The organism is uncultured Arthrobacter sp. (assembly GCF_947495145.1).
In the GTDB taxonomy this organism is placed as follows: domain Bacteria; phylum Actinomycetota; class Actinomycetes; order Actinomycetales; family Micrococcaceae; genus Arthrobacter_D.
Map to the genome: position 1 here is coordinate 15,489 of NZ_CANLXP010000026.1, position 23,324 is coordinate 38,812.

Below are 23,324 nucleotides of genomic sequence, written 5' to 3' on the forward strand. Positions count from 1 at the left end.
GTCCTAGAAACCGCCGGTATCTGCCGCCATGTTGTTGAACCGTGAGTAGTGCCCCTGGAACCCGACCACCAGTGTCTTCGTGGGACCGTTACGGTGCTTCGCGACGATCACGTCAGCCTCGCCCGCCCGCGGTGACTCCTTGTCGTAGACGTCATCGCGGTGAAGCAGGATGACCATATCCGCATCCTGCTCGATCGAGTTGTGAACGGCGATCCCATTGGCGACGAAGTTGTGGTTTCCAAGGACCGTCGCGTCGAAGACCTCTTCCTCACCGTCCGGTTCGATGCTGACGACGCTATCCCAAAGGAGATCGTTGACGGCCATGACGTCAAGGTCTGCTGAGTCCAAGACAGCCGCGACTCTTGCCAATCGCTGCCGGGAGGGAGCGGCCTTATAGAGCGTCGATCCGCAGTATTGGGTCCCAAGGGCAGCTTGGAACTCGCGGTGCGTCATATCCTTCTCGGCGAGAATAGACTTCACATCGTCCCAGACCTCCAGTGGAACGGTGTCCACGTTGGTGTTGGCCGTTTTGTCCCGAATGATCTCCAGCAGCCGGTCGCAAGATGCAGCACGAGCACCATGAACCCCAATCTCCTGAAGGAACCGGCGCTGATCATCGCCGCCGGAGACAACGAGCGTATAGCCCGGGCGGTAGTTGCCCTTTGCCGTCGCCGTTTTCACCCTCGCACTGATACCGAAGCGGAGGAGCAGCCGGGCGACGTCGTCAATGAGCCGACGTGAGGTGGACGCATAATAAATGCGCCCTCCGGTACCGGCCCTGTTCGCGGTGACCGAGCCGTCGGTCGCCCACAGGTGTTTCAGGAAAAGGGAGATCTGCGCTTTGGGCAGAGCGAAGACTTCTTCCGGAAGAAACTCGCCCACGCTACCGGCGAGCAGGATGACTTGAGAATCGTCCCAATGCGTCCGCTCCGAAGGCCCGTTGACATGGCGGGGAACGCCCAGTCGGTTGCCGACCTTCAGATGACCCAGTGCACGCCAGCCGTCGTATGTGAAGAATGGGTGGTTTGAGGTGGCTCGTATCGTCTTACCGGAGGCAAGCGTTAGACGGTAGACCTCCTTGATCCCGGTAGAGAATACGTGAGTCAGGTGGCGCTCGACATATCGAAGGCTGTCATCCAAGGACCAAACCGGGACATCCCGGGCGCCGGACCTGAACAGCTCACCCATGGTGGTTTCAGCACCGGTATCCGAACGCAGCACTCGCGTATCCGCAGTGAGGCAGCCCGATTCGCGAAGATCCGAAACCATCGGCCGCTTGTCCGTGCGCTGTTCAGAGCCACGGTTGAGCTGTGACAGAGCAACGACCGGAACGTTCAGCTCCTTGGCCAGCAGCTTCAGTGCGCGTGAGAACTCCGAAACTTCCTGCTGGCGGGACTCGACTCGTTTTCCAGACGACATCAGCTGCAGGTAATCCAGGACAACGAGCTTCAGATCATGCCGCTGCTTCAGGCGACGGCATTTCGCCCGGATCTCCATCAGGGACATATTCGGGCTGTCATCGATGAAGAGCGGGGCATCATTCATACGGCCCATCGTGGTCGCGATCTTGCCCCACTGTTCGTCCTTCACGGTGCCCTTGCGCAGGTCCTGCAGCCCGATCGTGGCCTCAGCCGACAGCAAGCGCATGGCAATCTCGTTCCGGCCCATTTCCAGGGAGAAGAACACCGTCGTCATGTTGTGTTTGATGGCAGCCGAACGGGCCCAGTCCAAGGCGAACGTCGAGTTATGCGTAGGTATGAAGGAGCGGCCCGCCAAATATAGGTGCTCCTCATTCGCTACCTGTATGCACCGAACGGGGACCGACTTGACGCGTTCCACCGAGGTGATGAACCGCTGAGTCCGCTTCGGCGTGGACCGGCAGTCTCGCTCTTTGTGCAGAATCTGCTTGCGGGTGAGTCCAAACACCGTGTCATCAGTTGAAAACGTGATGACAAAGCACGTCGATGACGAAGCGCTACGACCCTTAACCGGCTTCTCCCACCAGCCGGTCCGATAGCCAAGGCTAAGGGCAAGCTCGCGGAAATCCTTCGCTAAGCGTTCGTGTGTGACCGCGAACTGCACGCAGCCATTCGCGGTAATGGTGCCGTCCGTATCCAACAGACCGGCCAAAAGAGCGCGCCGCTGTGCCTCGCTGGCTCGAAGGTACTGGGCGGGGATGTGCTTGTTCCCGAGCACTCCGAGCGTGCGCAGCTGGGCTTGCAAAGATCCGTTGCCGTTACGGCACGCCATACAACGCAAACCGCCAGCACATTGCACACCGCAATCCATGCAAACGCTAGGAGGAACCGGGTCCGATACAGCACTTGCTCGAGCACCGCACGAGCGTGAGCAGGTTCGAACATGGCGAACCTTGTTTTCAAACGGGCGGCTGCAAACGACACAAACACCATGGAAAATGTACTGCTCAGGAAGGCGTACAGAGTAGGTGATGTCCGTGATCTGCTTGGTCACGTATCCCTCGCCGCCGATACGGAGGAGCACCTCGTCATCGGTGGTGGTAATCCGAGCGGTCGCGGATGCTCCGTCTCCGAGCCACGCCCCCAGCGTGTACGGACCAATCGGGAGCTCGGTGTGGGGCAAGTCCAGCGGACGGGTGTTGCGCACTGAGTGGTTGAGCCGCTTGTCGCCGGTGTTACACCGGAGCGTGTCCGCGATCTCCTTTGTGGTCCGAACTGCGGGGAAGATCCGCTGGTTACGAACGCCGCGGTGACCAACGGACGCCGCTTGAGCGGACTTACGCGACGCTCGAGTATCTGTCAGCCACTGGTGTTCTTCGTCGGCAATGATTGTGGAGCCGTCGTCGAAAGTGACGACGAAACACGGGTGGCCCTGCATTATCTCGGTAGCTGCCACGACCTTCGTCGGGGTGCCATCAGCGGCGATTACATGATCGCCTACCGATATGTCCCCCATCGTTGTCCAGCCCGTAGGCGTCGGCAGCGGGGTATCAAGAGCCAGCGCCTTGCCCATTGCCGGCCGGGCTGCGATGACAATCATCTGTCCGCCGTGCAAACCCTGGGTGAGTTCATCGAACTCGTAGAAACCTGTCGGTACCCCGGTCATACCCTCACCGCGGTGCCCGGCAGACTCAATCTCGTCGACCGTGCCCTCGATGATGTCCTTGAGCGGCACATAATCTTCGGCCGTACGACGCTCCGCTACCGCATAAACCTCGGCCTGGGCGGCGTTGACAATGTCATCCACCTCGCCGTCATTGGAGTACCCGAGCTGGACGATCTTGGTCCCGGCATCAACCAGACGGCGCAGGACAGCACGCTCCCGCACGATCTCCGCATAGAAGCCGGCGTTGGCAGCAGTAGGAACGGACTGGATCAGTGTGTGAAGGTAAGCCGGACCACCGATGCGGGAAATCTCTCCGCGCTTGGTGAGCTCGTCCGAGACGGTGACAGCATCAGCAGGCTCACCGCGCCCATAGAGATCGATGATCGACTCATAGATGCTCTCGTGGGCGGGGCGGTAAAAATCCACACCCCGCAGCACCTCGACGCAATCCGCAATAGCGTCCTTGGACAGCATCATTCCACCAAGGACGGACTGCTCCGCGACCAGATCCTGGGGAGGAGTTCGAGAGAACTCAGGCGAGCGAGTGTCCTGTGATGAATCCGCATGAGCCAAAGACACTGGTGCGGCCTTCCTTCCCGAAACTTTCACGAACCCCACACCGAGCGCCTGTAGGGCAGACGGTGGATCCGAGCTGAATAACCATAGGTACCAGCCGCCACCGACAGTCTTTGCGGTATGGGATACCCCGCAACGGTAATGCTCGTCGACCCCGCTGCCAAGTGAGTTATCCACAGGGGGTGTGTATAAATAGGCATTTGTCCGGCGTGTTGTGTGAAGACACTGGGGATATCTATGTGGATTCGCGACGATTCACCACCGTAACCATGGTCTGACTAGGCAAGACGTTCCAAACAGCCTGTGGAGAAAAACTTTCTCGGCCCAACGTTCACCCCCTGCTTTCGTGTTGACAGGAGGGGATTTTGGCCCTACGGCGGCGCCTTTATGCACCCTCTATCCACAGCAAGGAGTGGCTCAGCTATGGCGTACGTCACGGCGAATAGAAGTAGTGACGGCCCTCTATGCCGGGTGCCTGATGGACCGCGGGCCAACGTACGCCACAGGGAATACTCCACTCGAGGAAGATATGCCGCCTGAGCAACGCTCCACCGCGCAGACGCTCCTGAGATACTTCCGTACATGGCTGATAACAAGACTGCGCCCACTACCGCTTCCCCCGCGAATTACATCGACTCAGTAGGCAACGAACGACGGCGGCAGGATGGTGAGCATCTCCTGGCACTGATGGGGCGCATCACCGGGGAGGAGGCTGTGATGTGGGGACCCTCGATGGTCGGCTTCGGGAGTTACCACTACAAGTACGCGACCGGTCGCGAAGGAGATGCCCTCGCCGTCGGCTTCTCCCCACGAAGTGCCAACCTCGCGCTCTACGGACTCACCTACGCCCCGGGAGCGGATGAGCTTTTGGGGAAGCTCGGACAGCACAAGACCGGCGCTGCGTGCCTTTACATCAACAAACTCGACGACGTCGACCTTGATGTCCTCGAACAGCTCATCAATCTGGGTCACCGCTACATGGTGAGCGAGAACTTCACACAGGCCTGATTCGGGCACGCGAAAGGCCCCCGCTCCCGCGAGGGAACGAGGGCCTCATCAGCAGTGCTAGCGCTAAGTTGCCTTCCCCAAACTCGCTCCGCTCGTCCGGGGACCCCTGGCTACTTAGCTTGCGACGACGTCCAGATCGATGACAGCAGCAACATCCTCGTGCAGACGAACGTTTGCCTGGTAGCTGCCAACCGACTTGATGTGTGCCGGCAGTTCAACCTTGCGCTTGTCGATGGCGCCGAGACCAGCGGCCTCGACAGCCTTGGCGACATCATCGGCCTTGACGGTTCCGAAGAGACGACCGGACTCGCCGGCCTTGACGGTCAGCTTCACAGGCTTCGCCTGGAGGGCCGCAGCCTGACGCTGAGCGTCCTCCAGTGAAGCGTGCTCGCGGGCAGTACGTGCAGCCTTGATCGACTCCACCTGCTTTTCGGCACCCTTGGTCCAGGTGAGAGCGAAGCCGCGGGGCAGAAGGTAGTTACGTGCGTAACCGTTCTTCACCTCGACAACATCACCTGCGGTTCCCAGACCGGTGACTTCCTGGGTCAGAATAAGCTTTGCCATGGTGTGTTCCTTTCCTTAGCCGCGGCCTGCGCCGGAGTAAGGCAGGAGAGCAACTTCGCGGGCGTTCTTGATTGCCTGGGCGATCTTGCGCTGTTCCTGCACGGTCACGCCGGTAACGCGGCGCGCACGGATCTTTCCGCGGTCGGAAATGAACTTACGCAGCAGTGCTACGTCCTTGTAGTCGATGACGGTGACGTCAGCGGCCTTCAAGGGGTTGGACTTTGGTTTGGGCTTACGAAGTTCAGCCTTAGCCATCGTGGTGCTCCTTATGTCTGGTGGAGCCCGCAGAACGGTTCTGCGGGATGGGAATTACATGATGGGAAGCGTCTCCACTGCGGCGACGCTCCCTGAAGGTTAGAAGGGCGGTTCGGATGAATCCGGGCCGTTGCCCCAACCGGACGAGTTTCCGCCGGCCGGTGCGCCCCAGGGATCTTGTGCCGGCTGCTGGGTCTGCTGACCTCCACCGCCGCCGTTCCAACCCTGGTTTGAGCCGCCACCGCCGCCGAAGCCGCCGCCGCTGTCTCCACCGAATCCGCCGCCCCCACCGCCGGAGCGCTGGGTACGGCTTACCTTGGCGGATGCGTAGCGCAGGGATGGACCGATTTCGTCCACCTCCAACTCCATGACGGTGCGCTTCTCGCCTTCCTTGGTGTCATAAGTACGTGACTTGAGGCGGCCCTGAGCAACAACACGGGTTCCCTTGGTGAGGGTTTCCGCGACGTTCTCAGCCGCTTCACGCCAGACCGACGCCCGGAGGAACAGCGTTTCGCCGTCCTTCCACTCGCTGGACTGACGGTCGAAGGTCCGCGGCGTTGACGCAATGGTGAAATTAGCCACTGCAGAGCCTGACGGGGTGAAACGAAGTTCCGGGTCGCTGGTGAGATTACCGACGACCGTGATAGTGGTCTCGCCTGCCATGGTGCCTCCTACGGTCACGTGCCCACCGAAGCGGGCCTGGTTTGATAGCCGAAATTACTCGGCGGAAACCTTCTGCTCCTCGGGGCGGATGATCTTGGTGCGCATGATGGTCTCGTTCAGACCAAGCTGGCGATCAAGTTCAGCTGCAATAGCCGGGGTAGCGGTGAAGTTGACGACGGCGTAAATGCCTTCGGCCTTCTTCTTGATTTCATAGGCAAGGCGGCGACGTCCCCAGATGTCTACCTTGTCCACAGTTCCTTCGCGGTTACGAACGACGTTCAGGAACTTCTCAAGTGTTGGCTCAACGGTACGTTCCTCGACATCGGGGTCGATGATTACCATCAGTTCATATGCACGCATTTGTGAACCCACCTCCTCTGGGCTAAACGGTCGCGGTCTTTCCGCAACAGGAGGTTCTCTAGCGTTGATCCGCCCGCGGGATCCGCCAATTCCCAGCGGTTCCACGTCGACACGGACTCATCAATACTACCGGACATACAACGTGCCTCCGAACCGCCTGTGGACAACCCGCGCGGGTCAGGAAACGGTGAAAAACCGCTGCACGGCCCGGGTGAGCTGGTACGGATCCTCGACGCCGCACAGCTCACGGGCGGAATGCATGGACAGCAGCGGAACTCCGACGTCCACCGTCCTGATCCCAAGCCGCGTCGCGGTCAGTGGCCCGATAGTGGATCCGCACGGCATCACGTTGTTGGACACGAATTCCTGGTAGGGAGCATCGGCATCCCTGCACAGCCGCGCCCAGTAGGCAGCGCCGGGAGCATCAGTGGTGTACCGCTGATTCGCGTTGATCTTCAGCAGCGGTCCGCCATTCAGGACCGGGTGGTTCGCCGGGTCATGGCGCTCCGCATAATTGGGATGAACGGCGTGACCGGCGTCTGCTGACACGCAGAACGACGACGCAAAGGCCCGCCGCCGCTGCTCTTCACCGGCGCCGAGACCCGCCGAGACGCGGTGCAGGATGTCCTCAAGGAACGGTCCGCTCGCTCCCGAACGGGACCCGCTTCCGACTTCCTCATGATCAAAGGCGGCCAGCACAGCAATGGGCGCGTTGCCGGCGTCGTTGTTTGTCGCGTGAATCAAGGCAGTGAGCCCGGCGTGGACAGAGGAGAGGTTATCCAGCCTTCCGGAGGCGAAGAACTCGCCGTCCGCGCCGAACACCCGGGGCTGCTGGGTGTCTGCAACCACAACGTCGAAGCCGCCGATCTCCGCCGCTTCGAGGTCGGCATCAACGGCGAGGAGCTGCAGGAGGTCCGCGCGGCCCGGATCTCCAAGGCCCCAGACCGGGTTCATGTGCTGCTGCTTGTCGAGCTTCAGGCCGTCGTTGACGGCGCGGTCGAGATGGATGGCCAGCTGGGGGAAGCGCAGGAGGGGCCCGGTGTGTACGAGGTGCTCCGCGCCGTCGTGAGTTACCAACCGGCCCGCGAGCGCCAGCTCACGGTCCAGCCAGGAGTTCAGCAGCGGACCGCCGTAGACTTCGACGCCGGCCTGCAGCCAGCCGTGGCGTCCGATGGTTGGCTTGGGCTTCAGCTTGAAGGAGGGTGAGTCAGTATGCGCGCCGAGGATGTGGAAACCGGTGGTCTCCGTTGCGGTGGGCGGAGTGATCCAGGCGATCAGCGCGCCGTCGCGGATCACGTAGAACCGGCCCGGCCCACCGGCCCAGGCCTCCTCCTCGTGCAGCCGGGTGAATCCCGCCGCCTGCAGGCGCATGCCGCCCTCATGGGCTGCGTGGAAGCTGGAGGGCGAGGCGCTGACGTAGGAGCCGAGGTCTGCAATGTGGGCGTGAGCGGCAGTCATGACTGCAAGCCTACTGGCCGCAGGTGCCGCGCAAAGCGCCGGCATCCGGCTGGAGAGGACCGAAGGCGGCCACCAGCCGGGAAGCTCAGAAATCGAGTCCCTGACTCGGCGTTACCAGGCCCGTCTCGTAGGAGTAGACCACAGCCTGGACGCGGTCGCGCAGGTGCAGTTTGGTGAGGATTCGGCGCACATGGGTTTTGACGGTGGCCTCGGACAGGAAGAACCTGTGCGCGAGTTCGGCGTTGGACAAGCCTTCCGCGATGGCGCCAAGAACCTCCAGTTCACGCGGCGTCAGATCCTGCAGCAGGGGGTCGCGCGGAGGCTTCGGAGTGTCGGGGCGGGAGCGCACATACTCCTCGAGCAGCCGCTGGGTGATGCGCGGCGCAACAACGGCGTCGCCGCTGGCAACAACCCGGACTGCATGCACGAGTTCATCGGGCGCGACATCCTTGAGGAGAAAAGCCGATGCGCCTGCCCGCAGACCGGCGAAAGCGTACTCGTCGAGGTCGAAGGTGGTGAGGATGATGATACGGGCGCACGCACCCGAGGCGATGATCCGTCGCGTCGCTTCAATTCCGTCCATCACCGGCATGCGCACATCCATGAGGACGACGTCGGGCGCCAACCGCTCAGCCAGGCGCGCCCCTTCGGCGCCGTCGGAAGCCTCGCCGATGATGTGCATGTCCGCCTCACCTTCGAGGATCAGCCGGAATCCCATGCGCAGCAGCGGCTGGTCATCCACCAAAAGGACCTTGGTCGGTTCGCTCACGCGGATGTCTCCTGACGGTTTTCAACGGGAATCTGCACTTCGGCGGTAACAATCCAGCCGCCGGACGGTCCCGGTCCGCAACTCACCGTACCGCCGTAGATGGCTGCGCGCTCACGCATGCCCGCAATCCCCTGCCCCGTGCCTACTGAAGGCACCGTTTCCATGGCTCCCCGGCCGTCGTCGGATACGCGCACCCTCACAGTGTTGCCCAACCGGGCGATCGAAACGTCAACCGTGGTCACTGCCTTTGCGTAGCGCAGCACGTTGGTCAGCGACTCCTGGACAATGCGGTGGATGGTCATCTGGAAGGCGGCGTCCTCGGGCAGGCCGGGCCCGCTCAGCTGCACCCGGATGGGCAGCCCGGCGGCGTGGAAACCCTCGAGGAGGCCGGCGAGTGAACCACCGGCCGGCAGCGGCGCCAGCGGCGCGGCGTCAGGCCCTTCGCGGAGGACTCCCAACACCCTGCGCATGTCAGCGAGCGCTGTTCGCCCGGTGGCGGAAAGCTCTGTCAGGACCTCCCGCGCACGGTCCTGATCGCGCTTCACGACGACGGCGGCACCGTCGGACAGCGCGATCATCACCGACAGCGAGTGGGCAACGACGTCGTGCATCTCGCGGGCGATCCGGTTCCGCTCATTGGCGGAGGCGAGTTCCGCATTCCGCTCGGCCCACTCGCGCAGCTCATTTTCGTGCAGCCGTTCGCGCCGGATGGTCAATCCCACGCCGACGGCCACGACGTACCAGGTGATGACGAATGCCGTGATTACCCAGATCAGGAACGGAGCTTCGTCGGGAAGGAGGTCTCCCATCGCGAACCACATGGGAACAATCGAAATTACTGCTGCTCCCGCAAGAGTCCAGACGGCTACCCGCAGGGGAAACTTAACGGCCACCGTATACAGCGCGAAGAAGATGGCAATGCCAACACTTCCCCGGCCCTCCGAAATCAGGAGGATGACCGGTTCCTGCAGCGTTATCAGCGCCACAACCACCAGAGGGTTGGTCCGGCGGAAGAACAGGGCAAGGGCAGCCACCGCAGCGGGTGCCAGGCTCCACCAGCCGCTCGGCAGCTGCGCGGCGAACACCACGTTGGGCAGCGTGGTGGCAAGGAAGACCAGGACTACCACGGCATCCATGACCCGTGGATGCTCCCGGAAGTACCGGCGAATTGGGCCGAGACGCCGGGCGTTGATCTCGGTGAAGGAGACGGCGGCCGTTCGTTCCGCCATCTCCTTCACCAAGGTTTTTTCACTCATGGAGTGAGTTTATTGGGCGCGTTGCAGCAGCCGGCTAAACGTCGCGCTGCTTCGTGACGATGAGCGAGATCACCAGGAGAACCAATGCCCAGCCCCCCAGTACGAGGGCACCCTGCCACTGGTTGAAGGCGTCGTCAGCGATTTCGGGGGCGATCATCTGCGTGGCACCGGCGTCGGGAAGGAACCGGGCGGCGTCCGGAATCCAGTCGGCGAGGTTGGACAACAGGGTCACGATGAGGATCGGCAGGACGAACAGGAAGCCGATGATCGTCACGATGCTGCCGGCCGTATTGCGCAGCAGGGTCCCGATCGACATGGCCAGGACAGCGATAAGGGCAAGTGCCGCGCCGGTGTTGATGATGCTGAGCAGCACGCCGTCCGTAGTGATCGCGAAGTCCAAATCCTCAACCGCAAGGATGGGCTGCGAGATGAAGTAGGAGATGAAAGCCGAAGCGGTGCCGATAACGAACGCGATGACGGCGATCACCAGGTTCTTCGCCAACAGGGCCGGGATCCGCTTGGGGACTGCAACCATGGTGGAGCGGATCATCCCGGTTGCCCACTCGGAGGCGATCAGGACTACCGCCAGGGAAGCAATCAGGAGCTGGCCGAAGATGAAGCCGGACGACGGAACGGTCAGGGCAGCAGCGTCCATTCCGCCCTGGGCCTCCATTTGGGCCGCCATTTGCGGGTCCTGCTCTGCCATTGCCGCCATTGAGCCTTGAGCAGTGCTGATGCCCCAGGCGGCGAGCGCTGCGAGGCCCACCATGACGATCAGCGTGCAGGACAGCAGGATCACGGTCGACGGGACAGTGGTGACCTTGATCCACTCCGACTTGAGCACGCGCCCGAAGTTCACGCCGGAACCGCGGGTAGTGCCGTGGGGAGTTTCGGCGTTCCCGGGAGCCGGTGCAGTGGCTGTGTGTGCCATGGTTACTTTCCTTCCTTGGAGCCGGCCGTGTCAGAAGTCTGCGTCAGGGTGTGCGAGTGGTACTCGACCTCGTCGCTGGTGAGTTGCATGTAGGCGTCCTCAAGCGAGGCCTGCAAGGGTGTCAGCTCATAGATGAGGATCTGGCGGGCGAGGGCCACTTCCGCGATTCTGCGGGAGTCTGCCCCGGTGATTTCGAGGAGTTCCGGCTCAAGGTGCTGGCTGGAAACGCCGTCGGCGGCCAGTGCCCTCACCAGCTCCCCCGGCCGGTCGGTGCGTACGCGGGCGCGGCTGTGACCATGCCCGTCGAGGATTTCGCTGATCGGGGCGTCGGCGATGATCCGGCCTCGCCCGATGACGATGAGATGGTCGGCCGTGAGAGCCATTTCAGACATCAAATGGGAGGAAAGGAACACGGTGCGGCCCTCGGATGCGAGGCCCTTCGCGAGGTGCCGTACCCACTGCACGCCCTCCGGATCGAGTCCGTTAACCGGCTCGTCGAGGATGACAGTGTGCGGATCGCCAAGCAGTGCGCACGCAATGCCGAGCCGCTGGCCCATGCCGAGCGAGAAGCCACCGACGCGCTTCTTGGCAACCGGTCCGAGGCCGGTCATGTCGATGACTTCCTTGACGCGGCTGTTGGGAATGCCGTGGGTGGCAGCCATCGCGCGAAGGTGGTTATAGGCCGAGCGCTTGGTGTGGACCGCTTTCGCATCGAGCAGGGCGCCTACCTCGCGGAGTGGGGCCGAATGCTGAGCGTAATGCTTGCCATTGACACGCACGTCGCCGCCCGAAGGGTTGTCGAGTCCGACGATCATACGCATGGTGGTGGACTTGCCTGCGCCGTTGGGACCGAGGAATCCGGTGACACGGCCGGGCTTAACGCTGAACGAGATACCGTCTACGGCAGTCTTTGCGCCATAGCGTTTGGACAGTTCTACTGCCTCAATCATGATGGGCGTCCTTGGGGAAGGGGAGGGTTTCGGAATACTTCAACACTACGGAGATTCCGGCCCCACGGCGCCGACCAGTGGGATGATCTTCCCGCTGCGCTGGTACGTCGAAAGGATGAGGGGCTGTTGGAGACCGGACCCGGATCGATCTGTGGACAAGCCGGTTTTCTCGGCCCTGCACCGCCTATGCTGGAACAACACAAACGTCGATTTTCCGATGTACCTGTAAGTGACTGGAGAGGTAACCAGAGCATGGCCAACGGCTCCGCAGCAAACGCTCACCGTTCTCACGAAGAGGCTGCCCACGAACAGGTGATGAGCGAGGTCTCAGACGTCCTGCTGAACATCGAACATTCTCTGTCGCGCGCCAAGAAGGCCCGCGCCGTGGCTGCCAAGCATGAGGCGGAGTCCAACTCGAAGCTCGCGTTGGATGATGCAATCGCTGCTCTCGAAAAGACACGCAAGCGGCTTATGCAGGACGCCTATTACCGGCAGGATGCGCTAAGGCTTCTGTAGGGCTTCAGGCACACAATCTAAACAGCGACGGCGATTGGGGGCGCTTGAGTGCGCAGCGGTGAAGAAATACGGGCGGCACTGGTTCAGTTCTCGGCCAGGTGGAGCACCTACCTGGGCAGTGAAAAAGCCGAAGCCCAAACCTTCTTGAATGAGCTGTTCGAGTGCTACGGCTCCAACCGCCAGACTGCCGGAGCGAAGTTTGAGGACTTCAAGAGCTCCGCCGGATTTATGGATCTGCACTGGCCGGCCACCCTCATTGTCGAGATGAAGAAACCCGGCATTGCGGTGCAATCAGCCCGCGAGCAGGTCCAGAAATACTGGCTTGAGTCAGCTGACGACGACGCCGGCGTGCCGGCAGCGCGGTGGGTGGTCATCAGCAATTTCCACGAGTTCGAGATCTGGGAGCCGGGCCGGTTTCCGGCGAAACCGCGCCTGAAGCTTGCCCTCGCGGAACTCCCCGACAAATATGATTCCCTCCTGTTCCTCGCGGACACCAGTGTTGAGCCGGTCTTTGCCGAACATCACCGCCAGCTGACCCGGGAAGCCGCGCAACACGTCGCGTCCCTTTTCACGTCGCTGGCAGACCGCAGCGCCGCCCCGATCGATGAGATTCAGCGCTTTGTACTGCAGTCGATCTGGTGTCTCTTCGCAGAAGACCTTGGCATGATCGAGGGCTATCCGCTGCAGAAGATCGTGAAGGGACTCATCGCGGCTCCCGGTCGGAATTCAGCGGCCGAATTGGGGTACCTGTTCAACGTCCTGAACCAGAAGGGCAATCACAACCGCACCGGCGACCTCGCGGGAACGCGCTACGTCAATGGCGATCTGTTTGCGAAACCTGCCTCAGTGTCTTTGAATCGCGACGAACTGGTCATGCTGGACAACGCCGCGCAGTTCGACTGGCGCAAGGTCGATCCCACCATTTTCGGATCCCTCCTGGAGGGCGTGCTTGGCGAGGAACGCAGGTCAGAACTCGGCGCGCATTACACCCACGAAGCGGACATCATGAAGATAGTCACGCCAACCATCATCCGGCCCTGGCGGGAGCGGATTGAAGCGGTAGCTACGCCAAGCGAGGGAGTTGAACTTCTCGACGAGCTCTGTGCCTTCAAGGTGCTCGATCCTGCCTGTGGATGCGGCAACTTCCTGTACGTCGCTTACCGTGAACTCCGTGGCCTTGAGAGGGCCCTGAAAGACAGGATCACGACGACGGCGCAAGCCACCGGACTGCCAAAACCTACCGGTGCCCTGCCCTATTACCCGCTCGGTAATCTGTACGGGCTGGATATTGAGGGCATCGCGGTGCTTATTGCCCGGTTGACGCTCTGGATGGGTCAGCGTCAGATGATCGACCTTTACGGGCCAGCAGAGAATCCGTTGCCGCTGGTTGATATGTCGACGGTGAAGCGTGCGGACGCGCTTGCTGTGGAGTGGCCAGAGGTGGACGTCATCATTGGTAATCCGCCGTTCTATGGATCTCAACATCTACGGTCAGCTCTAGGCGACGAGTACCTGAAGTGGTTGGAGAAAAGATTCCGGATCGGTATCAAGGACCTGTGCGTGTACTGGTACCGCAAAGCGCAGGATCATCTTTTGCCTGGTCAACGGGCTGGTTTGGTCGGAACGAACTCGGTGTCGCAGAACCGCGCTCGGTCAGCATCCCTCGAGTACGTTGTCGCAAACGGCGGCGTGATCACTGATGCGGTGTCGAGCCAGAAGTGGCCCGGCGATGCCAAGGTGCATGTGAGCATCGTTAGTTGGGTCAAGCAGCCCGACGAGCCGGTGGCGGGGTTCAATCTCGATGGCGAGCCGGTGATCGGCATTAACCCGTCGTTACGTGAAGAAGCGGCTGGTGGATGGGAGCCGAAAGCTCTTCACGCGAATAAGGGCAAGTGTTTTCAGGGGCCCATCCCTGTCGGGGCGGGTTTCATCATCTCGAACGATGAAGCGAAGGCGCTGCTTGCCTCTTCGGAAGCCGGCTATCGCGACGTTGTGCGGCCCTACTTAACCGGCGACGACATTACCGAAGACCCTGCACAAGGACCGCGCCGCTGGATCATCGACTTCGGTGTCATGCCGCTGGAACACGCGAGCAAATATCCGGGGGCGTTCAGAATCGTCCGGGAAAGGGTAAAACCGGAGCGTGATGGCAATCGTGACAAAGGCTTCCGGGAAAAGTGGTGGCTTTTCGGCCGCGCCCGAGGGGAGATGCGCGCGCTACTCTCGGTGAAGTGCCGCTGGGCCGCTGGAGTCCGAGTCGGCAAGCGAACGCTCTTCACATGGCAAGAACCATGGACGTGCCCGAGCGACCTGACTAACGTCTTCGCATTCGACGACGACTATTCGATGGGTGTACTGACATCCCGCGTTCATGATGCCTGGGCTTGGCACCAGTCGTCGACGCTCGAAACCCGCCTTCGATACACACCGACGTCGGTGTTCGCGACCTTTCCGTGGCCTGATCCTGTTACCGCCGAACGGCGAGAAGCTGTCGCAGACCTCAGCCGTCACATTATCGCTCGCCGTCAGGCGATCTGCGCCGCTGAAAACTTCGGTCTCACCAAGCTCTACAACCTAGTGGACGATGGCGCCTACGCCGACCTGAAGAAGCTGCACCGTCAACTCGACGAGGCGGTGGCTGCTTGTTATGGCTGGCCCAAGTCGGTTGCGCAGGACAGCAAGGCGATTGTCCGGCGACTGACTGCGTTGAACAGGCAAATCACTGAAGGAAGCCGACCCTACGCCCCATTCGAACAATCGTAGTAGCAATTACTCTTCGATGACGGCCAGCGACTGAGGTCTGCCAGGCACAGCAAGTTCCTGCTGCTCGAACGTTTCGAGGTCTACGACGGTGATCCCCGACCAGAAGCCCTCCCGCGTGTAGCCGCCGGAGAGCAGAGCGTAGGTCCGGTCCGACTCAGGATCGACCCAGGGCACGACTGTTTCGTGCAACCGGTCCAGCGGCACGATTCGCTCAGCGTTCGTTTCGGTGTTTCGAACGGTCAGATTCGGTGATCCGGTCGCATTGCCGAAAAATCCAGTCCCCACCACGAGCAGGGTGTTGTCAACAACTGCTGTTCCGTGCTGATGCGAGTTGGCGGTCATGTCCCCCACAGTGACAACACCTGACCCGGGATCAACGACGGCGAGCGCCAGTCCCTGATAGGGCAGCAAAAGGTTCCCGGCGTCGTCAATTGCGCCGTAGTGCGGCTTCTCCCAGGAGGCGAGGCCGCCCTGCGTGCCGAACGGCGCCACCTCGATCCGTCGCGCAGCGAGCGTTTCAGCGTTGACCACGTGGACCGAGAACGAATCATGGTCGATCGTGTAGACCTCTGAGCCGTCGGCGGAGAGCAGGATGTCAAAGGGGCGCAATCCGACTTCGACAGTGCCGACGGTCCGGCCTGCGGTGACATCCATTTTCTCCAGAACCGAGCTGCCGTCTGTCCGCAGCACTGCCACATAGACGGTGCTTCCGTCAGCGCTGGCGACGATCCCCGTGCCGCCGGCGCGGTACTCGCCATACGTGATCTGGTCAGCAGGGTTGGCGTATGGAATCAGAGCAGTACGACGCCGCTCAGCCAGGTCGACGACGGCCACCCCAACCGCAGTGGAGACGAATGCCTGGTTCCTCGCCACGTAGACATCCCAGGGCGCGGCGCCGACGGGGATCCGCTGCTCGAGAGGGCTGCCGGGGTCTGCGGGATTGATGACTAGAAGATCCGCTCCTGCCGCGTCGGTAGCGAGGACCAAGGCTTCCTGTGGTGACGGAGACGGAGTTGCAGTCTCAGTAGGCTCTGCGGTCTCAGTTGGAACTGCGGAGGCGGGCGCGGCAGGGGCCGCGGTTGTAGCTGCGCGCGCGGGTGCCGAACTTGTTGGGCCCGGGGCCGGCGCTGCTGTGCAGGCCGGAAGAAACAGCAGGCAAAGAACGACGGCGGCGTGGCGGAGCATGTCTCCATTGTCGCCCCGCGCGCGCGGCGGGGCGGCAGCGTAAGCCGCTGCCGCCGTCGTCGTTTGGCCTTAGCGGGAGCTGATCGACTTGAACTTGGTTACCGAGAGCGGCACGAAGATGGCAAGCATTACGACTATCCCGATGATCACAGTAATGATGGGGTTCTGCAGAGTCCACGCGGTTGGCTCAGGGAACTCAGGGTTGGTGTTTCCGAACAGCATCCGCGCCGATTCGACGAGGGCTGATACCGGGTTCCACTCCGCTATGTTCTTCAGCACCTCCGGCATGGTGTGGATCGGGACGAAGGCGTTTGAGATGAAGGTCAGCGGAAACAGAATCATGAAGGACGCGTTGTTTATGACCTCCGGGCTGCGCACGCTCATGCCGAGAACGGCCATCACCCAGCTGAAGGAGTAGGAAAACAGAAGCAGGACCGCCACGCCACCCAGGAAACCCCACACCGAGGTGGTGACCCGCCAACCCACCAACCAGCCGGTTCCCATCATAATCATCATGGAGATGCTGTTGATCACGAGGTCGCCGTTGGTGCGCCCGATCAGCACAGCTGCCGGACTCATGGGCAGAGTGCGGAAGCGGTCGATGATGCCGTCCTTCAGGTCCTGTGCCATGGCAGCTCCCGAGAACGTCGAACCGAAGATGACGGTCTGGGCGAAAATTCCGGCCATCAGGAAGTTCACGTAGTCGGGTACGTTCATTGCGCCCGCGTACACCTGGCTGAACAGCAGCACGAACATGATGGGTTGAAGGATGGTGAAAACGAGGATTTCGGGGACGCGCTTGATCTTGATCAGGTTGCGGCGCGTTGCTATCCAGCCATCCGAGAGCAGCTGAGCGAAGGGTGAACCGACGCTCTCATAGGTGGGTTGGCTGAGCGCGGTCATTTGGCTTTCTCCATTTCGGAGTCGTTGGTGCTGGGCTCGTCTTCGGCTCTGTGGCCGGTGAGAGTGAGGAACACGTCATCAAGTGTTGGCCGGCGCATTCCGGCGTCATGCAGCTGAATGTCGGCCTGTCCCAGGTCCGAGAGCACATACTGCAGCGCGCGGGGGCCCTCAATGACGGAAACCTCCAGAGTGCGGTCGTTCACCGTTGGAGCGCCGTCACCGTGGCGGGCGAGAATTTCCCGTGCCGATCCGGCGTCGGCCTCGTTCACGAGCGTGACCACCACCCGATGACCGCCGATCTGCGCCTTCAACTCATCCGACGTGCCCTCAGCGATGACCCTGCCGCCGTCGATGACGGCGATGTTGTCCGCCAGATGGTCGGCTTCCTCCAGGTACTGCGTGGTGAGGAGGAGGGTGGTGCCGTCATTGACGAGCTGCGTGATGATCTCCCAGAGGGCGAGCCTGCTGCGAGGATCCAGGCCGGTAGTCGGTTCGTCGAGGAACAGGATCTTCGGATTGATGACGAGGGCTCCGGCGAGGTCAATGCGGCGGCGCATGCCACCGGAAAAGCCCTTGACCGGACGGTTGCCCGCTTCCGTCAGCTCGAACTGGTCAATCAGTTCCTGCGCCCGCTTGCGTGCGGTCTTCGCGCCCAGGTGATACAACCTGCCCACCATCTCCAGGTTCTCGAAACCGGTGAGGTTCTCGTCAACCGCTGCGTACTGGCCGGATGCTCCGATGATCCGCCGGGCAGCTTTCGGATTGTTCACGACGTCGATGCCGTCGATATGTGCCCTGCCTTCGTCAGGCTTGATCAGGGTGGTGAGTACCTTGACCGCCGTTGTCTTGCCCGCTCCGTTGGGACCGAGCAAAGCCTTCACAGTCCCCTGCGGGACCGAAAGGTTGAGACCCGCGAGTGCATGCACCGGGCCGCTCTTCGATGTGTATGTCTTTTTCAGGCCTTCGGCCTGGATGATCGTCATGGGTCAACCCTAGGTTTGTGGAAGTACGGGAGAAAGAGGATTGCGGACAGTTCCTGTCCGCTACCGGGACTGCAGGGCGTCGAGCGCAACAGCCATCGCCGCAGCAACCCGCCAATCGAGCCGCGCGCCGGGAACGCTCACGTCATAACGGTCCCGCAGCGAAGCGCGCCGCTCTGATGTGAGGACGATTTGGCCGGACGGGTCGCGGAAGTCGAAGTGAAACAGAAAAGGCGCCGGTATGGCGTCAAGGAAAGGCACCATCTCCCAGATTCGGCGGGCGATGGCGACGCCCTGACTGCGCTCGCTTCCGATCGCCTCGATGCCCGGGCCGTCCAAATGCCAGGTTGAGCGCAGGAGGGAAGCACCGAAGCTCTTGCGGAAGCTGCCGAGCGGGTTCCCCTGGGCATCGAGAACGTCATAGGTTGCTCCCAGATCCAGTCGCTGGCGGGCCTTGAAGGAGAAAAGAACCGTTTTCTTCGATTCGTCAGAAAAGAACCGGACCTCCTCCTTGAAGGCAGCCCGCTTCTGCTGGGCAAGCGCCATGAGTTCACCGGGCTTCCCGTTTCCGTCGACCGCCCGAACCTCGTAGCGGTTCACCATCAGGGTGATCTTCTGGGTTATTGAGAACTGTTCGATCGGCTGGTTCATCTGCTTCTTTCCTTCGTGCCCTTGTCCGCCGCCGCAGGCAGGGCAGCGGTATCGAGCCTAGCTACCGGACTGCTCGCAGACGTCGTCCTGAGGGAGTATCTCTGCGGGACAGGGAAAGCCTTCCGCCTCCAGCCTCAGCCCTTGACGACCTTCATGCACAGGTCGAGAGTTACTAAAGGACGTCCCTTTCGGGCGCCGCTCGCCATGCACAAACATGGAAGCCCCTCTCTAGGAAGGCGAAGGCAATGGACACAATGACTTGGGTATGGATCATCATCGGGATCCTCGTGGTGCTGCTCATCATCGGATTGATCGTTTTCCTCGGACGGAAGCGCAAGCACGCACACGATCAGGAGAAGCGCCGGAAGGATCACGATCGGGCCAATGAGATTCGTGAAGAAGCGCATGCCAAGGACCTCGAAGCGCGGGAGAGGGAGGCGCGGGCAGCCCGCGCCGACGCCGACGCCCAGCAGGCCGAGGTTGACGCCGAACGGTTGCGCCAGGAAGCAGAGCAACGCCAGTCCGATGCACAGGGTTTGCGTCGGGAAACCGACGAGCACACCCGGCACGCAGACGAGATTGATCCGGAGGTGTCGAACAACGACCGTCGGCGCGGTGCGGACCGGGGAAACGATACCGACCACAGGAATGACGCCGATCCCGGCCGCTCCGGTCGTCACTAACAGCGGGGCGGGCGGCTCCTAGGAGCTGTCCGCCCATCTTCCGTTCCGTCGGGCCTCAGCGCTCTGTCGGTCCTCAGCGCTCTGAAGACAAAGCATTCAGGACCGGGCGCGGCTTGCTTCCGGCTCACCCGCCGGGCGCTCAGCCGCAGCCGGTGCCACGAGGAACGACGCCAGCACGGCCACCCCGACGGCGAGGAGGGCATTGCGGATTCCCACCTGATCGCCGAGAAAGCCGAGCAGCGGCGGCCCGGCAAGGAACGCCATGTAGCCGACCGTCGACACAACAGATACCCGGGCGGCCGCGAAGCGCGGTTCGTCTGCGGCGGCGGACATGCCCATCGGGAAGCCCAGTGCCGCACCCGTACCCCAGAGAACCGCTCCGACGCCGGCGAGGAACACATTGGGAGCAAAGACGAAGAGCACCAATCCGGCCAACGACGACGCCAGGCTCACCTGCAGCACCCGCACCCGCCCGAAACGGTCGATGAATCCGCCGCCGATGAAGCGGAAAAGTGTCATTGAAGCGACGAAGACGCCGAACATCAGCGCACCGACGGCCTCACTGGTGCCAAGACCATCTACCGTTGCCTTCGCCACCCAGTCATTTGCTGCACCTTCGGTGAGCGCTGCGCCTAGCACCACCAAGCCGATGAGGAGCGTTCTCGGCTCCTTCCAGGCGGCGAATCCGGTACGTGCCGGGGTGTCGTCGTCGTGCTTCTCGGTATGGGCCTGCTCGGGCAGGAAGTAGCGGGGAATCCACAGCGAAATGACCAGCACCAGAACCGCGACTGCGGCGAGATGGGATGAGAGCTCGACCCCCGCGGCGGCCAGGCCCGCTCCGGCGAGCGCTCCAACGAAGGCACCGCCGCTGAAGGCGGCATGGAATTTTGGCATGATGGTGCGCAGAAGACGGCGTTCAACCTCGGCGCCCTCAAGGTTCTGCGCCACGTCCCAGAGCCCAATGCCCAGACCGAAGATGAACAGACCGGTTGCGGCCAGAGCCACCGACTCCGCAACAAGCCCCCCGGCGATAGTGGACGCCGCGATGGTGGCGGCGATTCCGCCCACCCTGACGGTGTTCGCGGTCCCAATGCGCGCCGCTATACCGCCGGACAACGGTAGAGAAATCATGGAGCCGATCGCGGCAACCAGCAACAACGCGCCCGTCTCGCCGTCGCTCAATCCCAATGAATCGGACGCGGAAGGGATCCGGGCTGCCCAACTGGCGAAGACAAGGCCATTGAGCCCGAAAATTGCGAAGGTTGCCCACATGGCTGGATTGACTTTGCTCTGCACCTCTAAACCGTATGTGCCCGGGATCGACGCGGTCTACAAACGGCGCCGGGTGTGACGGACGTGACAGGGATACTCGACCGGCGGCGCCTGCAACTATGCCTGCTTCAAGCGCCCGCCACCGCTGTGGACAAGTCGGAGGGAATACCGGAGCTAGCGGGACCGCTGCACCCGACCTTCGTCCCACACAGGAGTTTCCGACTCGTACACTTTGCCGTCCTCGCCAAAGACGAGGAAGCGGTCAAAGCTGCGTGCGAACCAACGGTCATGGGTCACGGCCAGCACGGTTCCCTCGAAAGCGTCGATGGCGCGTTCCAGCGCCTCCGCTGAGTGGAGGTCGAGGTTGTCGGTGGGTTCGTCGAGCAGAAGCAGGGTGGCGCCGGACAATTCGAGCAGCAGGATTTGCAGCCGTGCCTGCTGCCCGCCGGAAAGCGAGTCGTACAGCTGCTCCGACTGCCCGGCCAGCCCGTAGCGGTCCAATACTCCCGACGCCGCTTCCCTGCCCAGTCCGGACCGGTGGTCATCGCCGCGGTGCAGGATGTCGAGCAGCGTCCGGCCCAGCAGATCAGGGCGCACATGCGTCTGGGCGAAGAAGCCGGGCCGGATGCGCGCACCCAACTTCACGACGCCGGCGTGCGGCACCGGTGCGATGCTCACCTCCGACACCGGCTCGTGTTCCTTGTCCGGGTCGGTGCCGCCGGCGGCGAGGAGGCGAAGGAAATGCGATTTGCCGGACCCGTTGGAGCCCAGCACTCCGACGCGGTCACCGAACCAGATCTCGGTGCTGAACGGCTTCATCAGCCCGGTCAGCTCCAGCTTCTGTGCGACGACGGCCCGCTTGGCTGTGCGTCCGCCCTTGAGCCGCATGTTCACGTTCTGCTCGATCGGGATCGCTTCCGGCGGCCCGGCCTCCAGGAACTTCGCCAGACGGGTCTGGGCAGCGTGGTAGCGATTGGCCATGTCCGAGCGGAACGCCGCCTTGTTCTTGTACATGTTCACGAGCTCTTTGAGCTTGATGTGCTCCTCATCCCAGCGTCGCCGCAGTTCCTCGAAGCGTGCATTGCGGTCGGTCCGGGCCTGCAGGTAAGTGCTGAAACCTCCGCCGTGCACCCAGCTCGACGCGCCAAGTGCGCCGGGTTCCAGCGTGACAATACGGGTGGCCGCATTGTCGAGCAGCTCACGGTCGTGGCTGACGAAAAGTACCGACTTGCTGGACTGGTTGAGCTTCGCTTCAAGCCAGCGTTTGCCGGGCACGTCGAGGTAGTTGTCCGGCTCGTCGAGGAGGAGCAGATCGTCCGGGCCGGAGAACAGCGCCTCCAGGACGAGCCGCTTCTGCTCACCTCCGGATAACGACGACGCCGCGCGGTACTGTGCGCGATCGTACGGAACGCCCAACGCAGCCATCGTGACTTCATCCCAGGTGGTCTCGAGCTCATAGCCGCCGGCGTCTCCCCAGTCAGCGATTGCCTGGGCATAGCGCATTTGGGTGGGTTCGTCGTCGTGCTCCATCATGGCCAGCTCAGCGTCATCGATCCTCTTCGCAGCCGCTGCGAGCACCGGTGGCGCAGCGGAGACGAGCAGGTCTCGGACGGTGGTGTCGTCGCGGACCTGGCCCACGAACTGGCGCATGATGCCCATGCTGCCGGAGCGCGTGACGGCTCCCTCGTCCGCGGCGATATCACCGGCGACGATACGCAGGAGGGTGGTCTTGCCGGTGCCGTTGGGGCCGATCAGGGCAGTCTTGTGGCCCTCGCCGACCTTGAAGGTGACCCCGTTGAGCAACTGGCGGCCGTCGGAAAGGAAATAGTCAATGTTCGAAACGTCAAGATGTGCCACCTCCCCAGTCTTCCACCCGCATCCGATCAGCAGAAACGGTCCATCCTCCGGTGTGGACTCCGCCTGGTGCAAAGATGGTGACGTGATTCCCGCAGCCCCTCGACGCGTGGTGTTTTTTGGTGTCACCGGGTCCGGAAAGTCGACGGCGGCGGCGCGCTATGCGGCCGCGGCAGGCTTGCCCCTCACATCCGTCGACTCCGACATTGGCTGGCTGCCCGGCTGGGTTGAGCGGGACCAGGCCGACCAGATCCGCTTGATCGAGGAAATCGCTGCCCGGGACGTCTGGGTTCTGGACAGCTTCTACGGCAAATGGTCGGACCTCCTGATCCCACGCGCGGAAGCCATCATCGTCCTCGATTACCCACGCTGGATTTCACTTTTCCGTCTGGTGCGCAGGACTCTACGGCGGATGCTCCTGCGGGAAGAGGTCTGCAACGGGAACACGGAGAGCTTCCGCCGGGTCATCGCACACGACTCGATCATCCGCTGGCACTTCACGTCCTTCGCCGGCAAGCGCCGGAGGATCCGGGAGTACCAGGACGCCGGGCTGCCCGTCCTTCGCTTCACCAGGCCGCGGGATCTGGAGCGATGGCTCCGATCTCGCGAGGCGCAGCACGGGCAGCGGTAACAGGCATCGGTT

At 62.2% G+C, this 23,324-nt stretch carries 21 protein-coding genes; 5 read left to right on the top strand and 16 right to left on the bottom strand.

Going from position 1 to position 23,324, the window contains the following annotated elements; all coding sequences use genetic code 11:
• Nucleotides 1–3: 3 nt before the first annotated feature.
• On the bottom strand, nt 4–3,663 hold the full coding sequence (gene dnaB / locus Q0877_RS15270; protein WP_299169369.1) for a replicative DNA helicase: 3,660 nt from the start codon (nt 3,661–3,663) through the stop codon (nt 4–6).
• 579 nt (nt 3,664–4,242) lie between these two features.
• Here dnaB and Q0877_RS15275 point away from each other — a divergent pair.
• Nucleotides 4,243–4,668 carry a DUF1801 domain-containing protein gene (locus Q0877_RS15275; RefSeq protein ID WP_299169371.1) on the top strand — a complete coding sequence of 142 codons (426 nt, stop codon included), beginning with the start codon at nt 4,243–4,245 and terminating at the stop codon, nt 4,666–4,668.
• Between the two features lie 114 nt (nt 4,669–4,782).
• On the opposite strand, the gene rplI is transcribed toward Q0877_RS15275, so the two are convergent.
• The 9 genes from rplI to Q0877_RS15320 all read right to left on the bottom strand — a co-directional run bounded on the left by rplI (nt 4,783) and on the right by Q0877_RS15320 (nt 11,874).
• Nucleotides 4,783–5,232, bottom strand: coding sequence for a 50S ribosomal protein L9 (rplI, locus tag Q0877_RS15280; RefSeq protein ID WP_299169373.1), 450 nt, complete (start codon nt 5,230–5,232; stop codon nt 4,783–4,785).
• Nucleotides 5,233–5,247: 15 nt separating this feature from the next.
• The gene (gene rpsR, locus Q0877_RS15285; RefSeq protein ID WP_005273147.1) at nt 5,248–5,487 is read right to left on the bottom strand and encodes a 30S ribosomal protein S18; all 240 of its coding nucleotides are present in this window, start codon (nt 5,485–5,487) and stop codon (nt 5,248–5,250) included.
• 99 nt (nt 5,488–5,586) lie between these two features.
• Nucleotides 5,587–6,150 carry a single-stranded DNA-binding protein gene (locus Q0877_RS15290; RefSeq protein WP_299169375.1) on the bottom strand — a complete coding sequence of 188 codons (564 nt, stop codon included), beginning with the start codon at nt 6,148–6,150 and terminating at the stop codon, nt 5,587–5,589.
• Between the two features lie 54 nt (nt 6,151–6,204).
• Complete coding sequence (rpsF, locus tag Q0877_RS15295) at nt 6,205–6,510, bottom strand: 30S ribosomal protein S6 (RefSeq protein ID WP_299169376.1); 306 nt, start codon at nt 6,508–6,510, stop codon at nt 6,205–6,207.
• A gap of 177 nt (nt 6,511–6,687) precedes the next feature.
• The gene (locus Q0877_RS15300; protein ID WP_299169378.1) at nt 6,688–7,968 is read right to left on the bottom strand and encodes a M18 family aminopeptidase; all 1,281 of its coding nucleotides are present in this window, start codon (nt 7,966–7,968) and stop codon (nt 6,688–6,690) included.
• 85 nt (nt 7,969–8,053) lie between these two features.
• A complete protein-coding gene (locus Q0877_RS15305) occupies nt 8,054–8,737 on the bottom strand; it encodes a response regulator transcription factor (RefSeq protein WP_299169379.1) in 684 nt (227 codons plus the stop codon).
• Nucleotides 8,734–9,993, bottom strand: coding sequence for a sensor histidine kinase (locus tag Q0877_RS15310; protein WP_299169381.1), 1,260 nt, complete (start codon nt 9,991–9,993; stop codon nt 8,734–8,736). Before Q0877_RS15310 ends, Q0877_RS15305 begins: the two co-directional genes overlap by 4 nt.
• A gap of 34 nt (nt 9,994–10,027) precedes the next feature.
• Nucleotides 10,028–10,924: an ABC transporter permease subunit gene (locus Q0877_RS15315; protein ID WP_299169383.1), complete on the bottom strand. Its 897-nt coding sequence runs from the start codon at nt 10,922–10,924 to the stop codon at nt 10,028–10,030.
• A 2-nt stretch (nt 10,925–10,926) separates the two neighbouring features.
• The gene (locus Q0877_RS15320; protein ID WP_299169384.1) at nt 10,927–11,874 is read right to left on the bottom strand and encodes an ABC transporter ATP-binding protein; all 948 of its coding nucleotides are present in this window, start codon (nt 11,872–11,874) and stop codon (nt 10,927–10,929) included.
• Nucleotides 11,875–12,189: 315 nt separating this feature from the next.
• On the opposite strand from Q0877_RS15320, the gene Q0877_RS15325 reads away from it, so the two are divergent.
• On the top strand, nt 12,190–12,390 hold the full coding sequence (locus tag Q0877_RS15325; RefSeq protein ID WP_299169386.1) for a hypothetical protein: 201 nt from the start codon (nt 12,190–12,192) through the stop codon (nt 12,388–12,390).
• Between the two features lie 48 nt (nt 12,391–12,438).
• Nucleotides 12,439–15,153, top strand: coding sequence for a DNA methyltransferase (locus tag Q0877_RS15330; RefSeq protein ID WP_299169388.1), 2,715 nt, complete (start codon nt 12,439–12,441; stop codon nt 15,151–15,153).
• A 6-nt stretch (nt 15,154–15,159) separates the two neighbouring features.
• Here the strand turns inward: Q0877_RS15330 and Q0877_RS15335 are convergent, their stop codons facing one another.
• From Q0877_RS15335 to Q0877_RS15350, 4 genes are all read right to left on the bottom strand, one after another.
• Complete coding sequence (locus tag Q0877_RS15335) at nt 15,160–16,140, bottom strand: YncE family protein (RefSeq protein ID WP_299169390.1); 981 nt, start codon at nt 16,138–16,140, stop codon at nt 15,160–15,162.
• A 267-nt stretch (nt 16,141–16,407) separates the two neighbouring features.
• Nucleotides 16,408–17,241, bottom strand: coding sequence for an ABC transporter permease (locus tag Q0877_RS15340; RefSeq protein ID WP_299169393.1), 834 nt, complete (start codon nt 17,239–17,241; stop codon nt 16,408–16,410).
• Nucleotides 17,238–18,224 (bottom strand): ATP-binding cassette domain-containing protein, encoded by a 987-nt coding sequence (locus tag Q0877_RS15345; protein WP_299169396.1) that lies wholly within the window; start codon nt 18,222–18,224, stop codon nt 17,238–17,240. The genes Q0877_RS15340 and Q0877_RS15345 overlap by 4 nt, the downstream gene beginning before the upstream one ends.
• A gap of 60 nt (nt 18,225–18,284) precedes the next feature.
• The gene (locus Q0877_RS15350) at nt 18,285–18,872 is read right to left on the bottom strand and encodes a hypothetical protein (protein WP_299169399.1); all 588 of its coding nucleotides are present in this window, start codon (nt 18,870–18,872) and stop codon (nt 18,285–18,287) included.
• A 245-nt stretch (nt 18,873–19,117) separates the two neighbouring features.
• On the opposite strand from Q0877_RS15350, the gene Q0877_RS15355 reads away from it, so the two are divergent.
• Complete coding sequence (locus tag Q0877_RS15355) at nt 19,118–19,555, top strand: LPXTG cell wall anchor domain-containing protein (RefSeq protein WP_299169402.1); 438 nt, start codon at nt 19,118–19,120, stop codon at nt 19,553–19,555.
• Nucleotides 19,556–19,651: 96 nt separating this feature from the next.
• Here the strand turns inward: Q0877_RS15355 and Q0877_RS15360 are convergent, their stop codons facing one another.
• Together Q0877_RS15360 and Q0877_RS15365 are read right to left on the bottom strand one after the other, a co-directional pair.
• The gene (locus Q0877_RS15360; RefSeq protein WP_299169420.1) at nt 19,652–20,827 is read right to left on the bottom strand and encodes an MFS transporter; all 1,176 of its coding nucleotides are present in this window, start codon (nt 20,825–20,827) and stop codon (nt 19,652–19,654) included.
• 174 nt (nt 20,828–21,001) lie between these two features.
• Complete coding sequence (locus Q0877_RS15365) at nt 21,002–22,684, bottom strand: ABC-F family ATP-binding cassette domain-containing protein (RefSeq protein WP_299169405.1); 1,683 nt, start codon at nt 22,682–22,684, stop codon at nt 21,002–21,004.
• An 82-nt stretch (nt 22,685–22,766) separates the two neighbouring features.
• On the opposite strand from Q0877_RS15365, the gene Q0877_RS15370 reads away from it, so the two are divergent.
• Nucleotides 22,767–23,312, top strand: coding sequence for an adenylate kinase (locus Q0877_RS15370; protein WP_299169407.1), 546 nt, complete (start codon nt 22,767–22,769; stop codon nt 23,310–23,312).
• The last annotated feature ends 12 nt before the right edge of the window (nt 23,313–23,324 follow it).